The organism is Thermus brevis (assembly GCF_026427635.1).
In the GTDB taxonomy this organism is placed as follows: Bacteria; Deinococcota; Deinococci; order Deinococcales; family Thermaceae; genus Thermus; species Thermus antranikianii.
The window spans coordinates 1,917,296-1,933,897 of record NZ_CP102606.1 but is presented as its reverse complement, the minus strand read 5'-3'; the positions used below and the strand labels follow the sequence as shown (position 1 = coordinate 1,933,897).

The 16,602-nt window shown below is 69.3% G+C and carries 30 protein-coding genes; 17 read left to right on the top strand and 13 right to left on the bottom strand.

The genetic code is table 11. The annotated features are described in order from the left end of the window. Position 1: 1 nt before the first annotated feature. From mraZ to KQ693_RS10410, 13 genes are all read right to left on the bottom strand, one after another. Positions 2 to 436, bottom strand: coding sequence for a division/cell wall cluster transcriptional repressor MraZ (mraZ, locus tag KQ693_RS10470; protein WP_038028266.1), 435 nt, complete (start codon positions 434 to 436; stop codon positions 2 to 4). A 1,420-nt stretch (positions 437 to 1,856) separates the two neighbouring features. After that, positions 1,857 to 2,105 (bottom strand): DUF6848 family protein, encoded by a 249-nt coding sequence (locus KQ693_RS10465; RefSeq protein ID WP_267261217.1) that lies wholly within the window; start codon positions 2,103 to 2,105, stop codon positions 1,857 to 1,859. A 10-nt stretch (positions 2,106 to 2,115) separates the two neighbouring features. Further along, on the bottom strand, positions 2,116 to 2,529 hold the full coding sequence (locus KQ693_RS10460) for a hypothetical protein (RefSeq protein ID WP_267261216.1): 414 nt from the start codon (positions 2,527 to 2,529) through the stop codon (positions 2,116 to 2,118). Positions 2,530 to 2,540: 11 nt separating this feature from the next. Continuing rightward, positions 2,541 to 3,962: a DUF2586 family protein gene (locus tag KQ693_RS10455; RefSeq protein WP_267261215.1), complete on the bottom strand. Its 1,422-nt coding sequence runs from the start codon at positions 3,960 to 3,962 to the stop codon at positions 2,541 to 2,543. Positions 3,963 to 3,972: 10 nt separating this feature from the next. After that, complete coding sequence (locus KQ693_RS10450) at positions 3,973 to 4,176, bottom strand: hypothetical protein (RefSeq protein WP_267261214.1); 204 nt, start codon at positions 4,174 to 4,176, stop codon at positions 3,973 to 3,975. 1 nt (position 4,177) lies between these two features. Beyond that, positions 4,178 to 4,663 (bottom strand): hypothetical protein, encoded by a 486-nt coding sequence (locus tag KQ693_RS10445; RefSeq protein ID WP_267261213.1) that lies wholly within the window; start codon positions 4,661 to 4,663, stop codon positions 4,178 to 4,180. Continuing rightward, positions 4,660 to 5,151, bottom strand: a complete 492-nt coding sequence (locus KQ693_RS10440) for a phage virion morphogenesis protein (protein WP_267261212.1) — start codon at positions 5,149 to 5,151, stop codon at positions 4,660 to 4,662. The genes KQ693_RS10445 and KQ693_RS10440 overlap by 4 nt, the downstream gene beginning before the upstream one ends. Further along, positions 5,151 to 5,588, bottom strand: a complete 438-nt coding sequence (locus KQ693_RS10435) for a gp436 family protein (protein WP_267261211.1) — start codon at positions 5,586 to 5,588, stop codon at positions 5,151 to 5,153. The genes KQ693_RS10440 and KQ693_RS10435 overlap by 1 nt, the downstream gene beginning before the upstream one ends. Continuing rightward, positions 5,588 to 6,490, bottom strand: a complete 903-nt coding sequence (locus KQ693_RS10430; RefSeq protein WP_267261210.1) for a Mu-like prophage major head subunit gpT family protein — start codon at positions 6,488 to 6,490, stop codon at positions 5,588 to 5,590. The genes KQ693_RS10435 and KQ693_RS10430 overlap by 1 nt, the downstream gene beginning before the upstream one ends. Then, positions 6,491 to 6,874 carry a capsid cement protein gene (locus KQ693_RS10425; RefSeq protein ID WP_267261209.1) on the bottom strand — a complete coding sequence of 128 codons (384 nt, stop codon included), beginning with the start codon at positions 6,872 to 6,874 and terminating at the stop codon, positions 6,491 to 6,493. A gap of 2 nt (positions 6,875 to 6,876) precedes the next feature. Then, complete coding sequence (locus KQ693_RS10420; RefSeq protein ID WP_267261208.1) at positions 6,877 to 7,896, bottom strand: phage protease; 1,020 nt, start codon at positions 7,894 to 7,896, stop codon at positions 6,877 to 6,879. A 71-nt stretch (positions 7,897 to 7,967) separates the two neighbouring features. Further along, positions 7,968 to 8,243, bottom strand: coding sequence for a hypothetical protein (locus tag KQ693_RS10415; RefSeq protein ID WP_267261207.1), 276 nt, complete (start codon positions 8,241 to 8,243; stop codon positions 7,968 to 7,970). Between the two features lie 89 nt (positions 8,244 to 8,332). Further along, on the bottom strand, positions 8,333 to 9,007 hold the full coding sequence (locus KQ693_RS10410) for a helix-turn-helix domain-containing protein (protein ID WP_267261206.1): 675 nt from the start codon (positions 9,005 to 9,007) through the stop codon (positions 8,333 to 8,335). Positions 9,008 to 9,074: 67 nt separating this feature from the next. Between KQ693_RS10410 and KQ693_RS13010 the strand changes: the two genes are divergently transcribed. The 17 genes from KQ693_RS13010 to KQ693_RS10330 are packed head-to-tail and all read left to right on the top strand — an operon-like array spanning position 9,075 to position 16,599. Next, positions 9,075 to 9,305 carry a helix-turn-helix domain-containing protein gene (locus tag KQ693_RS13010; protein WP_416376359.1) on the top strand — a complete coding sequence of 77 codons (231 nt, stop codon included), beginning with the start codon at positions 9,075 to 9,077 and terminating at the stop codon, positions 9,303 to 9,305. Continuing rightward, complete coding sequence (locus tag KQ693_RS10405) at positions 9,286 to 11,241, top strand: DDE-type integrase/transposase/recombinase (protein WP_267261205.1); 1,956 nt, start codon at positions 9,286 to 9,288, stop codon at positions 11,239 to 11,241. Before KQ693_RS13010 ends, KQ693_RS10405 begins: the two co-directional genes overlap by 20 nt. 10 nt (positions 11,242 to 11,251) lie before the next feature. Next, positions 11,252 to 12,049: an AAA family ATPase gene (locus KQ693_RS10400; RefSeq protein ID WP_267261204.1), complete on the top strand. Its 798-nt coding sequence runs from the start codon at positions 11,252 to 11,254 to the stop codon at positions 12,047 to 12,049. After that, entirely contained in the window at positions 12,046 to 12,381 is a 336-nt protein-coding gene (locus KQ693_RS10395) for a hypothetical protein (RefSeq protein ID WP_267261203.1), read from the top strand. Before KQ693_RS10400 ends, KQ693_RS10395 begins: the two co-directional genes overlap by 4 nt. After that, complete coding sequence (locus KQ693_RS10390; RefSeq protein ID WP_267261202.1) at positions 12,368 to 12,793, top strand: hypothetical protein; 426 nt, start codon at positions 12,368 to 12,370, stop codon at positions 12,791 to 12,793. The genes KQ693_RS10395 and KQ693_RS10390 overlap by 14 nt, the downstream gene beginning before the upstream one ends. Further along, positions 12,793 to 12,981, top strand: a complete 189-nt coding sequence (locus tag KQ693_RS10385) for a hypothetical protein (protein WP_267261201.1) — start codon at positions 12,793 to 12,795, stop codon at positions 12,979 to 12,981. Before KQ693_RS10390 ends, KQ693_RS10385 begins: the two co-directional genes overlap by 1 nt. Continuing rightward, complete coding sequence (locus KQ693_RS10380; protein WP_267261200.1) at positions 12,968 to 13,252, top strand: hypothetical protein; 285 nt, start codon at positions 12,968 to 12,970, stop codon at positions 13,250 to 13,252. Before KQ693_RS10385 ends, KQ693_RS10380 begins: the two co-directional genes overlap by 14 nt. Further along, positions 13,249 to 13,521 (top strand): hypothetical protein, encoded by a 273-nt coding sequence (locus KQ693_RS10375; protein ID WP_267261199.1) that lies wholly within the window; start codon positions 13,249 to 13,251, stop codon positions 13,519 to 13,521. The genes KQ693_RS10380 and KQ693_RS10375 overlap by 4 nt, the downstream gene beginning before the upstream one ends. After that, positions 13,511 to 13,753: a hypothetical protein gene (locus KQ693_RS10370; RefSeq protein WP_267261198.1), complete on the top strand. Its 243-nt coding sequence runs from the start codon at positions 13,511 to 13,513 to the stop codon at positions 13,751 to 13,753. The genes KQ693_RS10375 and KQ693_RS10370 overlap by 11 nt, the downstream gene beginning before the upstream one ends. Then, a complete protein-coding gene (locus KQ693_RS10365; RefSeq protein WP_267261197.1) occupies positions 13,750 to 14,127 on the top strand; it encodes a helix-turn-helix domain-containing protein in 378 nt (125 codons plus the stop codon). Before KQ693_RS10370 ends, KQ693_RS10365 begins: the two co-directional genes overlap by 4 nt. Then, positions 14,124 to 14,507, top strand: a complete 384-nt coding sequence (locus KQ693_RS10360) for a hypothetical protein (protein ID WP_267261196.1) — start codon at positions 14,124 to 14,126, stop codon at positions 14,505 to 14,507. Before KQ693_RS10365 ends, KQ693_RS10360 begins: the two co-directional genes overlap by 4 nt. Next, positions 14,491 to 14,706 (top strand): hypothetical protein, encoded by a 216-nt coding sequence (locus KQ693_RS10355; protein WP_267261195.1) that lies wholly within the window; start codon positions 14,491 to 14,493, stop codon positions 14,704 to 14,706. The genes KQ693_RS10360 and KQ693_RS10355 overlap by 17 nt, the downstream gene beginning before the upstream one ends. Continuing rightward, positions 14,679 to 14,870: a hypothetical protein gene (locus KQ693_RS10350; protein ID WP_267261194.1), complete on the top strand. Its 192-nt coding sequence runs from the start codon at positions 14,679 to 14,681 to the stop codon at positions 14,868 to 14,870. Before KQ693_RS10355 ends, KQ693_RS10350 begins: the two co-directional genes overlap by 28 nt. Further along, positions 14,867 to 15,115, top strand: a complete 249-nt coding sequence (locus KQ693_RS10345) for a hypothetical protein (RefSeq protein WP_267261193.1) — start codon at positions 14,867 to 14,869, stop codon at positions 15,113 to 15,115. Before KQ693_RS10350 ends, KQ693_RS10345 begins: the two co-directional genes overlap by 4 nt. After that, positions 15,085 to 15,348, top strand: coding sequence for a hypothetical protein (locus tag KQ693_RS10340; protein ID WP_267261192.1), 264 nt, complete (start codon positions 15,085 to 15,087; stop codon positions 15,346 to 15,348). The genes KQ693_RS10345 and KQ693_RS10340 overlap by 31 nt, the downstream gene beginning before the upstream one ends. Then, on the top strand, positions 15,345 to 16,157 hold the full coding sequence (locus KQ693_RS10335) for a helix-turn-helix domain-containing protein (protein ID WP_267261191.1): 813 nt from the start codon (positions 15,345 to 15,347) through the stop codon (positions 16,155 to 16,157). Before KQ693_RS10340 ends, KQ693_RS10335 begins: the two co-directional genes overlap by 4 nt. Further along, the gene (locus KQ693_RS10330) at positions 16,150 to 16,599 is read left to right on the top strand and encodes a hypothetical protein (protein ID WP_267261190.1); all 450 of its coding nucleotides are present in this window, start codon (positions 16,150 to 16,152) and stop codon (positions 16,597 to 16,599) included. The genes KQ693_RS10335 and KQ693_RS10330 overlap by 8 nt, the downstream gene beginning before the upstream one ends. Positions 16,600 to 16,602 lie beyond the last annotated feature (3 nt).

Below are 16,602 nucleotides of genomic sequence, written 5' to 3'. Positions count from 1 at the left end.
CCTATCCGATAAGCCCCTTGAGGGCCTCGGGGGCCGGGGGGTTTTGCATGATCTCCTCAATGGTCTTCCACCAGCGTTCCTGGCTCCAGATCTCCAGCCGTCCCGGGGCACCGGCGATCACCACCTCCCCACCTTCCTGAAGACCTGCGAACTGGCGGAGGGGTGGGGGAATCAGGACCCGAGAGGCGTTGTCCATGCGGGTTTTGTGGGCCCCGGAGTAGAAGAAGCGCACGAAAGCCCGGGCCTGGGCGTCGGTGAGGGGGAGGTTGACCAGCTGCTCCTCAATCTTGCGCCAGCGGTCCGAGGGAAAGACATAGAGGCAGCCCTCCATTCCGCGGGTGAGCACCAGGCCGTCCTCGAGGAAATCCCGGAAGGGGCCGGGGATCACAACCCGCCCCTTGTCGTCCAGGCTGTACTGGTACTCGCCGAAGGGCATTTCCCACCTGGTCCCACCCTCTGGGGCTGGCTGGGCTTGGGCGTCCGGTTTGGAGCCTTACCCGCAGAGGAGTTCTTGCCCAGGAGTATAGCACGGACTCCCCACAGTTTTCCACTACCTCCCACCTACATCCCACTCAGTTCCCACCCCGGATGCAAAGAAAAACCCCAAGCCGAAGCTTGGGGAGCCCCAGGACAGGGCGTAAGCCGGGTTCTGTTTTCGGTGTAAGCGAGCATGCTTTGAGTTAGTTGGTTTAAGACCCGGCAAAAGGCGGCAAAAGGCGGCGGAATGCGGTGCAGGACGCGAAAAAAGGCGGCGGCGAGGTGGCGAAAAGCGGCGGCACCCGGCGAGGGGGGGTGCGTCATGCTTTTGGACAGTAATGGGCGGTCATGCCGATGGGGAGCGGGAAAGTACGAGGTGAACCCCTTGTTTTTGCGTGCAGGAGCTACTGACCGATAAAAGTATAAACTGAGTTGAGTTATGCTTGACCGCAGAGTCAGTCATGCTCCAGGAAAGTGGAAGAAGTGGCCTTCTGGTGAGGGAAAAGGGCCGTTAGCTTTACAATAGCGGGCGCAATGTTGATGAGAGGCAAGAGCGGGCTCCTGGAGGGCGAAAAGGGCGTTTATGCAAGTTGACGGTGTCTAGCCTAGACACCGTGGCCCTTTTTGGGGGGTGGACTAGACACCGTAGACACCGTGGACACCGTGAGGAAAGATGCGTCCAGTCCGTGGTTATTCATAGGTTGCATAAGACTAGACACCGTGACGCTGTCTAGTGGCAAAACTAAAGATGTTCTACCAATATGCTAATCCAAAACTCATATAAACCCGTACAATGATGACCCAAGCTTTTCACCTCTTGCCAGCCCTTCCACCCTTGAGGGGGCCCAGGTCTACCCCTTCCGCTCTCACAAAACTGGACACGGGTTCCCCCCCTTCGTGTCCTGGACAAAAGGCGGCGGGTGTGGTAGAGGGCTTCGCCCCGGCCCTCGAGGGGCCCCAAGCCCGAGGCCCGCAAGCGGGCGGGGAGGGGGCTGTGAGGGGCGGGCCCTGGGACGCGGGAGCCTTCGCGGAGGAGGTCCTGGAGGCGGGGGGAGAGGTAGGCCGTGCCTCTCATGGCACTCTCACAAAACTGGACACGAGTTCCCCCCCCTCGTGTCCTGGACAAAAGGCGGCGGGTGTGGTAGAGGGCTTCGCCCCGGCCCTCGAGGGGGCCCTGGCCTGAGGCTCGAGGCTCCCAAAGCCCCGGCCCCCGGGCCTTTACCCGGGGGCCTTGGCTTGGAGGTAGCGCTTTTCCAGCCAGACGGCCTGGCGGGCGAGCTCTAGGAAGGCCTCAAAGTCCTCCGGGGGCTCGCGGTGGAGCCAGTGGCGGATGAGGGCCTGGAGCTGGGCGATGGGCGGGAGGTCGGCATCCAGGCTCCTCAGGCGGTCGGGAAACCCAAAAGCTCCAGGATGCCGTTCGCCGCCTGGAGGGCGAGGCCGGGCTTCTCCTCCAGGAGGGCCTTCCAGGCCTCGGGCTCCTCGGCGAGCTCGGCGGTGAACTCAATGGCGGCGCTCACCGGGGCCCGGGAGATGCGGGCGGTGAGGCGGTTGATCTGGTCCACGGTGGGGCGCTTGAAGGCGAACCGCTGGCCCCCGTGCTCAAAGGCGTAGAAGGGCTTCTTCTCCACCCCTCACCCCCTAGCTGTGCTCCACGCCGCCCAGGACGGTGAACTCCAGCTCCACCGTGACCTTCTCGGTGTCCTGCTCCACGCCGCCGAAGGAGCGCTTGGTGAAGAGGCAGTCCTTGAGGGTGTCGGTGACCGTGCTGCTGCCCTTGTCGTAGGAGACCACGATGTCAAAGGGCTCCAGCTTGAAAATGTTCCCCTCAGGGGCGGCGGCCCGGAGGCGGTCGTACTCCTCCCGCAGGAGGGTGAGCTTGCCCGAGCCCTCCCAGTTGCCCTTGGTGTAGCCCCTGGGGGTGCGCCCCTTGCCGAAGATGGCGTTGACCTTCTCCGAGTCCTCGTAGTCAATGGAGAGGACGTCGGCCAGGGGCACGCCCTTCACCTGGATGCTGATGTGCTCCCAGTCATAGTAGCGGCCGTTGATGGGCATGCTTCACCTCCTCACGCCTTGGCCTGGGCCAGGAAGGGGTTCTCAAAGCCGATGTCCAGGATGATCTCCCGGAGGTAGCCCAGGGGGACGACCCGCACCTGCAGGAGGAGGGTGCGGGAGGCCAGGATGTCCTGGCCCGGGGGCACCACCACCCGGCCCCGGGCGATCTCCCCCAGGGACTGCATGACCCGGAGGGGGGTGTTGGCCCGGGCGATGAGGCTGGCCAGGGAGGCGTTCAGGTCCGTGGGGTCCACGTGCCACTGCACGAAGTCCAGGAGGGCCTGGCGGACCTGGGTGACCGCCTTGTCCATCACCCTGCGGTTCTGGACGATGAGGTAGTCGCTGGTGGGCGGCGCCGCCATGCGGCCGTCCACCAGGTAGACCCCGTCCCGCCCGATGAGCTTATAGACGGTGGTGAAGCCCGCGGTGTCCAGGGCCAGGGCGTGGGCGTTGTTGAAGAGGCTCTTCTTGCCGTAGCCCGTCTCCACGAAGGGGGCCACGGCCACCACGCCGGGCAAGGGCCCGAGCTGGACCCAGGCGGGGGAGACGTGGACCCGGTTCTTGGAGATGCGGGCTCCCACCCGGGCGGCCAGGCTCTGGACCTCCAGCCTCCCGGTGAGGGTGTCCACCACCTCTCCCCAGGCGGCCACGATCATGACCCGCTTGGAGGTGAAGCCCGCCTTCTCCGCGAGCCTGGCGTTGACCCAGGCGTCCACGTCATCGCCCGGCGGGGCGGTCTCGGTGAGGAAGAAGATGTAGCGGAACTGGTTTTCCGCCTCCGTGGCCAGGGCGTCCAGGGCGGCCCACATGGCGGCGTCGGTGGGCTGGGCCACCTGGATGTACTCGTAGAGGATGGGGGCGTTGAGGGCCTCCCGCACGGCGGCCTGGACGCTGGAGACGCTGGCCTTGGGGGCGGTGGCCCGGAAGCGGTAGACCGCCCCCGCGGTGTAGGTGCCGGTGCCGAAGGCCAGGTTAAGCCCGGTGCCGGGGAGGTCGTAGCTGGCGGCGGTGACGATCTCGGGGCTCACGGTGTCCCCGCCGTCCAGGCTGTAGGTGAAGGTGGCGGTGCCCACGGCCCCGCCCCGGACGATCCGCACCACGAGCTCGTAGGCGTCCAGGGGGCTCCCGCTCACGCTCACGGCGGGGGAGGCGGGGTTCGCGCTGTCGGCGGCCACGCTCCCCGCGATGTCGGCCTGGGCGCGCACCGCGTAGACCTGGCCGCCTCCGTAGGCCAGCTGGTCGGCCACGGCCCGGGCCAGGGGGCCGGTGCCGAGGAGGGTGGGCACCTGGGAGAGGTCGGAGAGGCCCACCACCTGGTTCACGGGCCCCTTGGAGGAGACCCCGACCACCACCCGCTGGCCGTCCCCGCTGGGGGCCACGATGCCCAGGCCCCCGTCCTGGATCTCGGGATAGACGCCGGGGAGTCTAGCCATTTTTCACCTCCTACTCCTTGGCGGTGGGCCCCTGGAGGAACTCCCTCAGGGCCCGCTCAAACTGGGCCCGGGAGACCCGGGTCCCCACGGCCCAGCCCATCCGCACCCGGAGGCCCGCCAGGGCCCAGGGCTCCACCTTGAGGAGCTCGGCGAGCTCCTCCACGGTGGGGTCGGGCTGGGGCTCCTTCTTCGTTTCCTTCGCTTCCTCGGCCACGTCACACCTCCTCCATGAGCCCTTCCACCTCCACCGCCACGGGCACCCAGTCCACCCCCTCCAGGAGGGAGACCTCCACGGGGATCTCCAGGGCGAGCCCGTTTTCGGGGAGGAGGAAGCCCTCTTCGTCCTGATAGGAAAGCGCGATATCGTCCAGCTTGGCTTGATAGGACCCCCCGGCTTCCAGGGGGGTGTGCCAGAGATAGAGGAGCACCCCCACCAGGAGGCGGTCCAGCTCCTCCTGGCTGCGGGCATAAAGCTCCAGGCGGGCCCGCACGAGCCCGCGATACAGGGTCCGGGTGGTGCGCTCGGGCCCCGCCTGCACCCGGCTCCCGTCCCGCCGCAGGCTTCCCGAGGTGAGGGCGAGGAGGGCGGCGGGCACCGCCCGGTAGGCCTCCTCGCGGCTTCGGCGCACGAGGACCCGGGTCCGGGGCAGCCCGGCGTGGACGCAGGCCTCGGTGAGGTAGGCGATCACGGGGGCGGTCATCTCCGGGAAAGCCACTCCAGGAGGAGGGCCTCGGCCTCCTTCCGGTCCTCCTCGGTGAGGCCCAGGAAGGGCCGGGCGGGGACGCGCACCTTCCTCCCCCGGCCCGCCTTCCCCCCGAACTGGTGGATGGCGGCGTAGACCAGGTTGGTGCCCACGGCGATGGCGTTGCCCGAGACCTTCCAGCCGATAGAGGCCTTGAGCCGCCCCGTGCGGACGAGGGGCTTCCGCAGGGCCACGCGCCGCTGGGCGGCGGCGGAGATCCCGCCCCGCTTGAGCCGGTCCCTGGGCCTCACCTCCTTCTCCAGCGTGGCCGGGGAGAGGGGCGGCCAGGGCCTGCCGTCCGGCCCCCGGCTCTCCTCAAAGCGGCGCTGGGTGCGGGCGTGGATGCCCTCGGCCACCGCCCGCTTCACCGCCTCGGGGACGCCCCCGGAAAGGCGGTGGAGGTGCCGGTGGAGGTCCTGCCAGTCCCCCTTAAGCCGGACGCCCATCAGAAGTCCTCCATGTTCTCCCGGCTGAAGGTGCGCTTACCGCGGATGGTGGGCCCGCCCTTGGGCACGGCCGGGGCGGAGGCGGGGGGAAGGGGAAGGCTGGCCTTGCCCAGGGCCACGTCCTTGAGGAAGGCCACGGCGTCCCGGTACCGCTGGAGGAGGACCTCGTCGGCGGTGCCGGGCCGGATGCCCCGCCTGAGGGCGAGCCGGTATATGGCGATGTCCAGCGCCTTGGCCCGCAGGACCTCGGGCAGGGCGGGAAGGGGGAGGGCGTAGCGCTGGGCGAGGTAGCTCTCCACCTCGCCCCAGGCCTCCCTTAGGGCGGCCTGGGCCCGGGCCTCCCCCTCCGGGGTGAGGACCCCCGCCCCCTCCTCGTCCACCAGGTAGAGGAGGGTGTCCAGGGGGAGGGCGTGGCGGAGGTCCTCGAGGGTGATCATCAGACGCCGGTGCCGGTGGAGCCGTAGGCCAGCTGCCAGAAGAGGTAGCCCGCGGCCTTGCGCTCGTACACCCCGTAGATGAAGACGTTCTTCTTGAACACCTCGTCGGAGGTGTCGGGGTCGTCCTTGGCCACCCACTCTGGCGAGCTCCGCCGCTGGAGGACGAAGGGGCGGATGGCCTGGCTCCCGTCCACCAGGAACCAGTAGGTCTCGTACTCCTCCACGAGCCAGGGGCTCACCAGGATCTCCGCCTTCCCGTAGTCGGGGTTGGCCCCGCCCGTGGACAGGGTGGGCACCCCCACGATCTCGTAGGCGGTGCTCTCCAGCCCGGGCCCCACCACCAGGTAGACGGGCTTCTGCAGGAAGAAGCCCAGGGGGTAGCCGCGGGCGTCGGTGAGCTTCCTCATCTGGCTCAGGGCCTGCCTGAAGGCGTCGCGGGTCAGGGGGGCGTTGGACCCGTTCTGGAAGGTCTTCTTCCCCACCGTGTGGGAGCCGAAGAAGGGGCGGCCGTCGTAGCCTTTCTGCTGGAACCCCTTGCGGAGGAGGTCGGCGATGAGGAAGTCGTCGTGCTCCGCCCACCTCCGGGCGTACTGGAGGGCGGTGATGCGGACGAGGTCCATCTGGTCGTCCTCCACGTCGGTGCGGGACACGGCGAAGGTGGCCTCCCAGTCCGCGTTGACGATGGGGAAGGTCTCGGCGGTCAGGTTCTGGATCTGCCGCTCCCCCTCCCAGAGGCGCATGGCGGGCATGTTCTCCAGCCAGGCGTAGTAGTTGGCCCGGGTGTTGGACTGGACCTCCAGGGCGATCTTGGGCCAGATGGGGGTGTACCCATCCTTGGTCTGAAAGACCAGGGCCTTCAGCGTCCTGCTGAGGGCGTTGAGCTGATCGCGGTTCAGGATCATCTACCACACCTCCACCCAGACGTAGTTCCCCTCCACCCGGAGGGCCCGGCCCGCCTTGGAGCGGCCCGTGCCCGTCTTGCCCACGGTGTTGGGCCCGGTGGCGTACACGTCCTTCCCGAGCTCCGTGGGGCCCACGGGGTCGGCGGGGTCGTTTTCCAGCCGGAAGACGCCGCGGCGCACCAGGACCCGCTTCTCCCCGTCGGCGCCCCCGGTGTTGTCCACGGTCTCCTGGGCCACCCCGAGGGCGATGAGCCCGGCGGCGGCCGCCGCCTCCCGGGCGTAGCCCGCGTCCACCATGACCAGGGCCCCCTGCCGGATGACGGCGTTCGCCTTCACCGGCAGGGAAAGGAGGTACTCCTCCGCCCAGCGCTCGGTGTCAAACATCCTCACTCACCTCCGAACCGCTTCAGGGCCTCCTCGGAGACCCGGAAGATCTGGGCGTACCTGCGAAGGAGGTCGTTGCTCTCCAGGGGCTCCTTCGGCTCCTTCGGCTTGGGAAGCCCCGTGGGAACCAGCCGGGGCATCCCCTCCAGGGCCTTGCGGGCGGCCTCGAGGTCGGCCCGGGCCTGGGCCAGCCAGAACTCCCGCTGGTGGGGCAGGATGCGCCCCTCCTCCAGGGCGGCCCGCACCAGGGCCTGGGCCTTCTCCTCTCGGGTCTCGGCCCGGAGGGCCTCCAGCTCCGCCCGGGTCCTCTCCAGCTCCGCCAAGGCGTCCTGGGCCGCGAGGAGCCGTAGGAGCCTTGCTTTAAGCTCCACCTCGTCCTCCGCGCCCAGGCCCACCTCCAGGACCACCCGGCCCACCCGGGCCTCCTCCAGGACCTTCTCCAGGGCCTGGAAGGCCTCCTCCTCGGTGGCCGTGGGCGGCAGCCTAAGCGCCTGCCTGAGCTTCTCCAGCATGTCCGCCTCCGCTTCTATGCGCTTTTGGAACCGGATGCCGGGGTTGTTGGTGAGGGCGAAGGAGTGGTAGCCCAGCACCCGGTGCCTGCCCAGCTCGTCGGGCCGGGGGTCGTAGTAGAAGACGGGGCTCACGTAGGCGTACTCCCCCCGGCTCACCCTCTCTCTGCCCGTCTCCGACCACTCCACGAGGCCGTAGACGAAGCCGTCTTCCCCCACCTCCAGCCCGGTGATGAAGCCCGCCGCCGGGGCCTCCTGGCCCTGGCCCTCCTCCACCCGCACCGTCTGGTGGTGGAAGTCCAGGACCCAGGGCACGCCCCGCGCGCTGAGGTCCTGCAGGGCCGCCTGGAGGCTCTCCTCGTCGTAGAGGAAGACGGTGCCGTTTCCCACGAACTCCCCGAAGGGGTGGAGGGGGATGCGGCTAGGCGCCTCGGCCAAGGCGGCGCGCAGCGTGCCGGAAAAGGTCGGGGTGGAGGTATCGGTATTCTTGGGGAAGCCGGTCAAACTCGGCATAGGGCCTCCTCAGCGCCACCCCCCAGAACGCCCGGTTCTCCAGCCTGGCCGTCTCCGGGGAGAGGGGCCAGCTAGGCCCCGGCGGGGACGGCGGCGCCTTGAGCGCCCTCACCCTTGCGAAAGGTGCCGTCCCGGTTGAAGATGCCCACCACGGTGTCAATGACCCAGCCCAGGACGCTGTCGGGGATCCAGGCGGGCCAGAAGCCGAGGATGGCCATCACCACGTCCTTGACCCGGCCGATGGCCTCGGCCTTCTTCTGGATACCCGGGACCCCGTCCATGAGGTCTTCCACCACCAGCACGGCCAGGCCGGTGGCGAAGTAGACGACCCTGAGGAGCTTCAGCATGCTTCCCTCCTAAACGCCTTTGCCCCCGGGATTTCCCCGGGGGCACCTTTGGCACTCTAGGGCCAGTTTATCCCTAAGCTTGGTCCTTGTCAATCTACACGGCTTCTCACCTCCACCACCCTGCCCACGATCTCGGCTACCTCGCTCGCGGGGATGACGGGAGGGCCGTGGTTTTCTTCCAGATTGGCGGAGACCAGGAGGCCGTTTTTCAGGAGCTTGGCCACGTACTCCCCGTTTTGCAGCCGGGCCACCACGATGGCCCCGGGGTGCCCCTTGTCCTCGGTGTTGACGATGACGATGTCCCCATCGCAGATGGGGCGCCGCCCGGCGCACATGGAGTTGCCCCGCACCACGAAGGCGGCGAGGTGCCGGGCGCTCCCCTTCACCCGCACCGGGACGGTGCGTTCCTCAATCTCCTCCGCCTGGGAGGGGCCAGCGCCCACGTAGCCGAGGATGGGGACCTGGACTTCCTGCCGCATCACGAGGGGCATCTCGTTCTCATAGAGCTTGGCAATCAGTTCTTCAACGGGGATGTTGAGAGCGGTTGAAAGCTTGACCACGGTGTCTAGGGAAGGCTTGATCCACTTGTTGCCCACTTTTCGGCCCAAGACGAGGTTGTATACCGTGGTCCGGCCAAGGCCGAAGGTATCAGCAAACTCTTCCAAGCGCCTCATGCCGAGGCGCTTCATGGCCGCCAGGATTTCTTCGGCGAAGGGGCCTTCTAGTTTGACTTTTTCCTTGTCTAGCTTGGCGAGTTGGCTCATCTTTCAGCCCCCCCTTGACGCACATGCGAGAGTAGATTAAGCTACTCGCAGGTGCGTGTAAAGGGGCATGGATATGGTGAACCGAGAAAAGCTCAAAGCCCTCATGCTGGCTAGGGGACTGCGCCCTGTAGACCTAGCTCGGCTCAGTGGCCTTTCAACGGGGCACATATCCCAGATTCTCAAAGGCGAGCGCTTTCGCCTCGAGGTGAGGACCCTAGTTCGCTTGGCGAAGGCCTTAGATGCCGATATCAGGGACCTGTTGGAGGAGGACGATAACCATGCCCTGGCTTCCCGTTGATGAAGCCGCAAAGCAGCTGGGAGTTTCAAGGGCCTGGGCCTTTGAGACGATTCGCCGCTATAACTTGCCCACCCGCAAGGACAAGGTGGGCCGGACGTACCGCACCCTGGTGGACACCGACGCTCTCGCCCTGGTGCTGGGCCAAAACTCCAGGGGGAGAGAGGAGAACCCGCCCAGCCTCCCGTCCCTCCCTGATGGTCAGGGAGAGAGACCGGGCCTCCTGCGCATCGCGCGCATCGCCCAGGAGTACCAGGATCTGCCCCCGGGCCTCCGGTGGGACCTAATCAAGGCCGAGGCGGAGCGCCTGGGCGTGACGCCCAACTACCTTTCACGACTGGTGCGCCGCTACCTGAACGAGGGGGGGAAGGCCCTAGCCCCGCGAAGCAGGCGGGATAAGGGGACGCACCGCGTGCCCGCCGAGCTCAGGAAGCTCGTGGTGGGCCTGAAGCTCGCCCACCCCGGGGCCTCGGCCCGGCGCATCCTCCGCATCATCGCCCTGAACGACGAGCGGGTGCTCTATTACCGCCCCTATTCCACGGAGACCATGTTCAAGCTCTCGGAGACCACCGTGCGCCGCATCCTCCGCAAGGCCGAGGAGAACCCGGCGTTCCGCTGGGCCCTCCTCACGGAGGAGGGCAGGCGGGAGTTCGCCCGCACCTGGGCGGGGCACGTCCTGGCCGAGTACCCCATGCAGATGGTCATGGTGGACATGACCAGATGCGATGTGTTCGTCTACGTCCCCGACGAGGACCGGATGGTGCGCCTCCGCATCCACGCCGCCATAGACGTGTTCTCCGGGGCGGTGCCCTCCCTGGTGTTCAGCCGGGAAGAGGGGCAGGTGCCCACGGACCAGCTCCTCATCCTCATGACCCAGGACAAGACCTTCCTGGTGCCCGAATGGGACGTGCGCGGGGTGCCCGAGAAAATCTACTGGGACAACGGCAAGGTCTACCGCTCGGAGAAAAGCGAGAGGTGGGCCCAAGCCCTGGGCGTGGAGCTGGTCTACTCCCGCCCCCGGATCTCCCACACCCGGGGTAAGGTGGAGCGGTTTTTCGGGGCTTTCCACCAAACCGTTGAGGCCCTCCTCCCGGGCTACGCCGGGCGGGACGCCACGGAGCGGGACTCCTCGGAGCTCAAGCGCCTCTTCCAGAACACCCGGCGCTGGGTCCTGGAGGGCATGCCCCCCGAGCGGGACCCCTGGCCGGAGCGCCTCCTCCTGGAGGACGAGTACAAGCAGAGGGCCCTGCAGTGGCTCATCGGCTCCTGGCACCGGGAGCCCCTGGAGGACGGCCTGAGCCGCCTGGACCTCTTCCGGGCCTTCGTGCCGCGGCACCGCCTGGTGGACTTCCACCTGGAGGACCTCTACCTCCTGGCCGCCTACCAGGTGGAGCGCAAGGTGCGGGGGAACGGCACGGTGGAGTACCGGGGCCGCACCTGGTACCTGGACCCGCGCCACGGAAGCCTCCTGCCCTGGCAGGGGCAGAAGGTGGTGGTCCTGGACGTCCAGGTCCTCCCCGGCCAGCCCCTGCGCGTGGCCCTGAAGAACCCCGACGGCACCCTCAGGGTGCTCGGGGAGCTTCTTCCCGAGCCCCTGCGGGCGGACAGCCTCGAGGCCCGCGCCAAGCGGGCGGCGGACAGGGCCGCCATCCGGGCCCTCCAGGAGGAGGCGAGGAAGCTCGTGGAGGAGCTTTCCCCCGCCGTGCGGATGGAGGAGATCCTGGAGCGGCTTTCCGGGCTCGCCCCCCTGCCCGCCCGGCGGGAGCGCGTGGTCCTGCGGGCCCAGGAGGAGCTTCCCGCCCCCTCCCCGGAGGAGGTGGCCCGGGCCGCGGCGGAGCTGGAGGCCGAGCTGGAGGACGACCTGATTCTGGACCCCATCGCCCTGGGGGAGCGGTGGCTTCGCGAGCGGGGCCACCGCTTCCCGGGCGAGGAGGAATAGGAGGTAGCGCATGGCGAAGCGTAACGGCGGGAACGGCGACTGGACGGCCCTCATTGACGAGGCCCTGGGCATCGTCATGGGGGAGGCGGACCTCTGGAAGGACCCCCGGGACGGGTTCATCCCCACGGAGGGGGCCAAGGGCCTCCTCGGGCACCTCAACCTGGTGGCCCAGGAGGCCTTCCCCCTGGCCCTGGTGGTGGGTCCGGCGGGGGTGGGGAAGACCCTAACCTGCAGGTACTGGGCCCGGGAGCACGAGGCCCCCTGGGTGCGGGCCCAGCCCAGCTACAGCCCGGCGGCCTTCCTGGAGGACCTGGCGGTGGAGCTCCGCATCACCCGCACCAAGGTATTCCGCGTCCTCCTGAGCATGGTGCGGGACGCCCTCCTCCTCACGCCCAGGGTGGTCTTCGTGGACGAGGCCCAGCTCATGGACCGCCCCACCCTGGAGACGGTGAAGTACCTGGCGGACGAGACGGGGAGCTCGTTCGTGCTCATCACCTCCGAGGAGTTTGAGGGCGCCATCCGGCGCCACCGGGACATTGAGAGCCGCATCGGCACCATCGCCCGGATAGGCCCCATCTCCCTCCAGGAGACCCAGGCCATCTACCAGGGCTCGGGGTATTCCCCGGAGACCCTGGCCGAGGTGCACACCCTCACGGGGGGCATCCTGCGGGACATCGTGCGCCTCGTGCGCCAGATGGACCGGGTGGTGGAGTTCAACGCCGATAGGGGTCTCACCAAGGCGGCCTTCAGCCCGGCCCACGTGCGCCGGGTGGCCGCTCGCTTGAACCTGGCCGGGGGTGTGCGGTGAGGTCCAAGAGGCCCCCTGAGATACCTCCGGTGAAGTCGGAGGGCACGTACATTTACCTGGCCGACGAGGGAAGGTGGCCGGAGAAGCCCCACGTCATCCTGACCACGGCCCTCTTCTGGCTCCAGGAGGGGATGCTTCTAGAGCTTCAAGATCTACGCCCATCTTCGGCTATGGGAACACTCATGCGTGTGAGAGTTGTGGAGATTCGTCCACAGGTGCGGGTATTTCCCGGCTGGTACGGCCAGGTAGTGGTTCATGTGCTGGTGGAGCCCTTCCCCGAAGAGGAAGAGGCGGTTCGGTTTGTGGAGGAGGCCCTTCATGAACCGGATTGACCACCCCCTCGAGGGCCCCCGCCTGGTCATGCGCCTCCTGGAGCTCCCCGGCCTCATCGGCGAGGTGAAGCGCCAGATGACGGCCTTGCGGGCGGAGCGGCGGGAGCTGGAGCGGTGGATGGAGGCCCGGGAGGCCCAGGCCTACCTGGAGGTCCAGGCCAAGACCGACCGGGAGCGCCAGGCCCGGGCCCGGACCCTTCTGGCCCAGGTCCCGGACTGGCAGAAGGCGGAGCGGCGCCTGAACCAGATCCTCACCCAGCTGGACAAGCTCCAGGCGGAGCTTGAAGTCTTGGAGCACGAGCGGAAGGCCATTTACGGGGCGCTGGTGGCCCGGCACACCGAGGCTCTGGAGACGGCCCTGGCCCAGGGCTTCTTCGGGGCGAGGCCCCCGGCGCCCCGGGGAGGGAACTGATGACGCGGGAGGAGCTCATTCGGCTTCTCAGGGAGGACCCGGAGGTCCGGGCCGCCCTTCAGGAAGCCCTCCGGGGGGCGCGCCCCCGCCCCCTGGAGGAGGCGGGCAGGGGCATTCAGGAGATCCTGGCCGAGGCCGAGCGGGAGTGGCTGGCTCGGCACGGGGAGGTGCGCCGTGAAGAAGCGTGAGCGGACCAAGCTGGAGGAGCTGGTGGACGAGCTGGCGGAGGAGGGGCTTCCCCGGCACCTGCGGGTGGCCTACGCCCTCTACGACCTGGCCCGGGACATGGTGCGGGCGGCCAACGAGGCCCGGGACACCGAGGCCGTGGACCTGGCGGAGCTGGAGCGCCTGGCCCGCCGGGCCCTGGCGGTGCGCCTGGCCGCCGAGGCCGACTCGGACCAGAAGGCGCGGGAGGTGCTCTCCCACCCGCACCGCATGAAGGGGGTGGCCTGCCCATGAGGAGGCCCTTCAAGAGCGTCCTGGACACCATCCGGGGCTACGGGCTTACCCCGGCGGAGCTCCGGGAACGGGCCCGGCTGGCGGAGCGGCACGGCCAGACCTTCCTGGCCCAGCTCTACCGGGACGAGGCGGAGGCCCAGGAGGTGGCCCTTCGGCTCCGGCCCTGCGGCCTCTGCGGGGGCACGGGGCGCATCGCCGACGACATCTTCTGCTGGCGGTGCGACCCCCACCTCTCCCTGGCCTGGGTGGAGGCGCGCCGTGGACCCTAGGATGCTCCTTCGCAGGCTCCGGGCCGACCCCGGCACCCCCTACCGCCTGCGGATCCGCGGGCTCACGGGGGAGGGGACGGTCTTCCTGAAGTGGGAGGGGGGCGGGGTCATGTTCTGGCTCCGGCCCCTGCGCCTCTGGGACGGCCCCTACGCCGAGCCCAAGGCCCTGGAGGTGATGGGGCCCTGGCGGGTGCTGGAGTTCGCCCCGGCCGGGAAGGAGGAGGTGGCGTGATTCGGGAAAGGCTCAGGGAGATGGGCCTGGACCGCCCCCTTCTCACCCCCGCCCAGGCGGCGGCGGTGCTGGAGGTGGGGAAGCCCGCCGTGGAGCGCCTGGTGCGGGAGGGGCGGGTGCGCACCGTGCGGGTGGGGCGCCGGGTCTACATCACCGCGGCCAGCCTGGAGCGCCTCCTGGAGGGGGGCGTGCCCGCGGCCCAGGCCGCCTGGCTCGCCCTCCGCCTCATGGAGCGGGCGGGGCTCAGGGTGGAGCTGGCCACGGATAAGGGCGGCTTTCGCGCCTCGGCCGGGGGGAAGGAGGCCCTGGGGGTCTCCCCCGAGGAGGCCCTTCTCAGGCTGGCCGAGGCCGTGGCCGGGGAGGAGGAGCGGTGAAGATCCCCAAGATCACGGACGGCGAGCTCCGGGCCGCGGCGGGGCTCCTGCTCATGCGGGGGACATGGGGGGTGCCGCGGGAGGAGTTCGGGCGCCACTTCGGCGGCGACCGCCGGGGGCGGGCCATCATCGCCGAGCTCCGCAAGCGCGGGGTGCTCCCCGTGGTGGTGGCGGAGTCCCCCACTGGGGACGAGGTCTACCGGGTGGCGGCCTCGGAGGAGGAGTTCCGGGCCTTCCGCCAGAGCCTGGTCTCCCGCATTGAGGAGCTCCACGCGGCGGTGCGGGGCCTGGACCTGGCCTGGACCCACTGGAGGCGGCACCGGGCCCCCAGGTGGTCCCAGCCCTCGCTCTTTGAGGTGGCCGATGGAGGGGGACGATGAGGTCCTGGCCTTCCTGGAGGGGCTACTTTCGCGCTACCCGCGCCGGATGGGGGGGCTTTCGCTCCACGCCTTCTTGGACGAGGAGGGCCGCTGGACGCTGGCCCTCTTCCTCGGGGAAGCGCTCGTGGCCCTGGACTGGGGGTACGACCCCCTGGAGGTAGAGGAGGCCCTATGGCGGCGCTTCTCAAGCTGGTCCTGATCTACGTGGCCGCGGGCCAGGCGGGGCTTCTCCTCCTCTTCGCCTGGCTCGCCCTGGGCCGCCGGGCGCCCCTGCCCGAGGGGGCCTCGGTGGGCCTCCTCCTCTTCGCGGTCTTCTTCGGCCTTCTGGGGGTGGTCCTGGCCCTGGCCTGGAGGTGGGTATGAAGGACTTCGGGGAGTTCCTGGCGGAGGTGGGGCTTCTCCTGCGGCGGCGGGCCCGGGGGATGCCCGTTTACTTGGGCATCACCGCCCAGGGGAGGCCCTACGCCCCCGGCCTCGGCCTCATGGAGGAGGCGGTGCGGGTGCCCGGGGGCCTGGTCTGGTTCCGGCGGGAAGGAGAGCGGGTCTACTTCATGTGGCAGCCGCTGGGGGAGGTTGCATGGAGCCACGGGAAGCCCTTGCCGTGGTAACGCAACACGCCTTTGAGGCGGCCTCCGGGGCCGATTACCTGCGCTTGGAGCGGGCCGAGGCCGCGCTCCGGCAGGCCCTGGGCCGCCTCGAGGGCCTGGAGCGCGAGGCCGAGGCCCTGAGGGCCCGGGAGGCGGCGCTCCTCAAGCGCATCGCCCTCTTGGAGGGGGCCCAGGCCCGGGCCCTCGCACTGCTCTACGACCTGGAGCGCGCCCTGAAAGGAGGCGCAAGATGAAGACGGCGTTCGTAGCGCTTTTGGTGCTGGCCTATCTCTCCACCCTGGCCATGAGCGCGGGCCACCTGGCCCAGTGGTACGCCCTTTCCCTGGGGGCCCTGCCCCCCTGGCTGGCCTGGGGCCTGGCGGGGAGCCTGGAGTTCACGGCCTTCCTCCTCTCCCTCCTCTCCAACTCCCTCCTGCGGGGCTCCTCCTGGGCCTCGGGCGGGGCCCTGGCCGCCCTCCTCCTGGTGTGGATGGGGAACGCCCTCTCCATGCACCGGGCGGCCCCCGGCCTTCAGCCCTGGGAGACCCTGGCCATGAGCCTCTTCGTTCCCGTGGGGACCTGGGTGGTGGGGAAGGTGGTGGGGGAGATGGTCCGGGTGGTCCCCGGGGACCGGGAGCGGTCCGGGCGGGCGGTACCGGGTGGTACCGCCCTCCGGGCGGGTGGTACCGCCGTGGTACCGCGCTCCCCCTTCCCCGGTACCGGGGTGGTCCAGGAGGTGGTACCGGAAGGGGCCGGGGTGGCACCTTCCGGGGTGCCCGGTGGTACCACCTTCCGGGAAAGCGGTACCGCCCCTGACCAGGAGCGGACCACCATCCGGTACCAGGAGAAAACGATGGAGCTCAGCGTGGAAGGGGAGGGCCGGGCCGCCGAGGTTCTGCGGGTCCTCTCCCGGTACCGGGAGCCCGTGAGCCTCACCGCCCTGGTCCGGGACCTGGGCTGGCCCAAGACCACGGTCCGCCGCTGGTTGGACCGCCTGGAGGACCAGGGCCTGGTCCACAGGACCGGGGAGGGGTGGGCCTTGAGGGAGGACCGCCATGCATGAACCCCTGGACCTCTGGCGGGCCAACTTCCTGGCCCTGGCCCTTTGGCGGGTGGCCCACGGGGAGGCCCGCTGGGTGGAGCTCTCCCCCCAGGACCCGGCCCCCCGGGGGGCGGACCGCCCCCGAGCCTACGCCGGGGGGCCTTCCCGCCCCGCCTTCCTCCCGGTCTACGTCCCCCGCTCTCCCGCCGGCGATCTGCCCCACGAGCTCAGGCTCTACCGGGACACCTACCAGGCCTTCCTCCGGGGCCTGAGCCTGGGGGAGAGGCAGGCCCTCGAGGCCTACCTCGGCCTGGGCCGGGCCCGGAGGCTCCTCTACTGGCACGCCCCCTCGGGCCGCTTCCGCCGCGCGGAGGGGGTGGGGGAGGACACCCTGGAGGTCTTCTTGCGCCTCACCCGGCTCGCCGCCGTCCTTCCCCTAGACAAGGACCAAGGTTCGGGCTAAACT

What these genes read in the sequence shown, in the direction of transcription:
- KQ693_RS13010 (WP_416376359.1), top strand. Translation starts at nt 9,075, where the DNA reads ATGGATATGGTGAACCGAGAAAAGCTCAAAGCCCTCATGCTGGCTAGG.
- KQ693_RS10415 (WP_267261207.1), bottom strand. Translation starts at nt 8,243, where the DNA reads ATGCTGAAGCTCCTCAGGGTCGTCTACTTCGCCACCGGCCTGGCCGTG.
- KQ693_RS10340 (WP_267261192.1), top strand. Translation starts at nt 15,085, where the DNA reads ATGGAGCCACGGGAAGCCCTTGCCGTGGTAACGCAACACGCCTTTGAG.
- KQ693_RS10390 (WP_267261202.1), top strand. Translation starts at nt 12,368, where the DNA reads ATGAACCGGATTGACCACCCCCTCGAGGGCCCCCGCCTGGTCATGCGC.
- KQ693_RS10460 (WP_267261216.1), bottom strand. Translation starts at nt 2,529, where the DNA reads ATGCCCATCAACGGCCGCTACTATGACTGGGAGCACATCAGCATCCAG.
- KQ693_RS10425 (WP_267261209.1), bottom strand. Translation starts at nt 6,874, where the DNA reads ATGTTTGACACCGAGCGCTGGGCGGAGGAGTACCTCCTTTCCCTGCCG.
- KQ693_RS10385 (WP_267261201.1), top strand. Translation starts at nt 12,793, where the DNA reads ATGACGCGGGAGGAGCTCATTCGGCTTCTCAGGGAGGACCCGGAGGTC.
- KQ693_RS10355 (WP_267261195.1), top strand. Translation starts at nt 14,491, where the DNA reads ATGGAGGGGGACGATGAGGTCCTGGCCTTCCTGGAGGGGCTACTTTCG.
- KQ693_RS10330 (WP_267261190.1), top strand. Translation starts at nt 16,150, where the DNA reads ATGCATGAACCCCTGGACCTCTGGCGGGCCAACTTCCTGGCCCTGGCC.
- KQ693_RS10435 (WP_267261211.1), bottom strand. Translation starts at nt 5,588, where the DNA reads ATGATCACCCTCGAGGACCTCCGCCACGCCCTCCCCCTGGACACCCTC.
- KQ693_RS10350 (WP_267261194.1), top strand. Translation starts at nt 14,679, where the DNA reads ATGGCGGCGCTTCTCAAGCTGGTCCTGATCTACGTGGCCGCGGGCCAG.
- KQ693_RS10375 (WP_267261199.1), top strand. Translation starts at nt 13,249, where the DNA reads ATGAGGAGGCCCTTCAAGAGCGTCCTGGACACCATCCGGGGCTACGGG.
- KQ693_RS10455 (WP_267261215.1), bottom strand. Translation starts at nt 3,962, where the DNA reads ATGGCTAGACTCCCCGGCGTCTATCCCGAGATCCAGGACGGGGGCCTG.
- KQ693_RS10440 (WP_267261212.1), bottom strand. Translation starts at nt 5,151, where the DNA reads ATGGGCGTCCGGCTTAAGGGGGACTGGCAGGACCTCCACCGGCACCTC.
- KQ693_RS10405 (WP_267261205.1), top strand. Translation starts at nt 9,286, where the DNA reads ATGCCCTGGCTTCCCGTTGATGAAGCCGCAAAGCAGCTGGGAGTTTCA.
- KQ693_RS10345 (WP_267261193.1), top strand. Translation starts at nt 14,867, where the DNA reads ATGAAGGACTTCGGGGAGTTCCTGGCGGAGGTGGGGCTTCTCCTGCGG.
- KQ693_RS10430 (WP_267261210.1), bottom strand. Translation starts at nt 6,490, where the DNA reads ATGATCCTGAACCGCGATCAGCTCAACGCCCTCAGCAGGACGCTGAAG.
- KQ693_RS10410 (WP_267261206.1), bottom strand. Translation starts at nt 9,007, where the DNA reads ATGAGCCAACTCGCCAAGCTAGACAAGGAAAAAGTCAAACTAGAAGGC.
- KQ693_RS10445 (WP_267261213.1), bottom strand. Translation starts at nt 4,663, where the DNA reads ATGACCGCCCCCGTGATCGCCTACCTCACCGAGGCCTGCGTCCACGCC.
- KQ693_RS10400 (WP_267261204.1), top strand. Translation starts at nt 11,252, where the DNA reads ATGGCGAAGCGTAACGGCGGGAACGGCGACTGGACGGCCCTCATTGAC.
- mraZ (WP_038028266.1), bottom strand. Translation starts at nt 436, where the DNA reads ATGCCCTTCGGCGAGTACCAGTACAGCCTGGACGACAAGGGGCGGGTT.
- KQ693_RS10335 (WP_267261191.1), top strand. Translation starts at nt 15,345, where the DNA reads ATGAAGACGGCGTTCGTAGCGCTTTTGGTGCTGGCCTATCTCTCCACC.
- KQ693_RS10420 (WP_267261208.1), bottom strand. Translation starts at nt 7,896, where the DNA reads ATGCCGAGTTTGACCGGCTTCCCCAAGAATACCGATACCTCCACCCCG.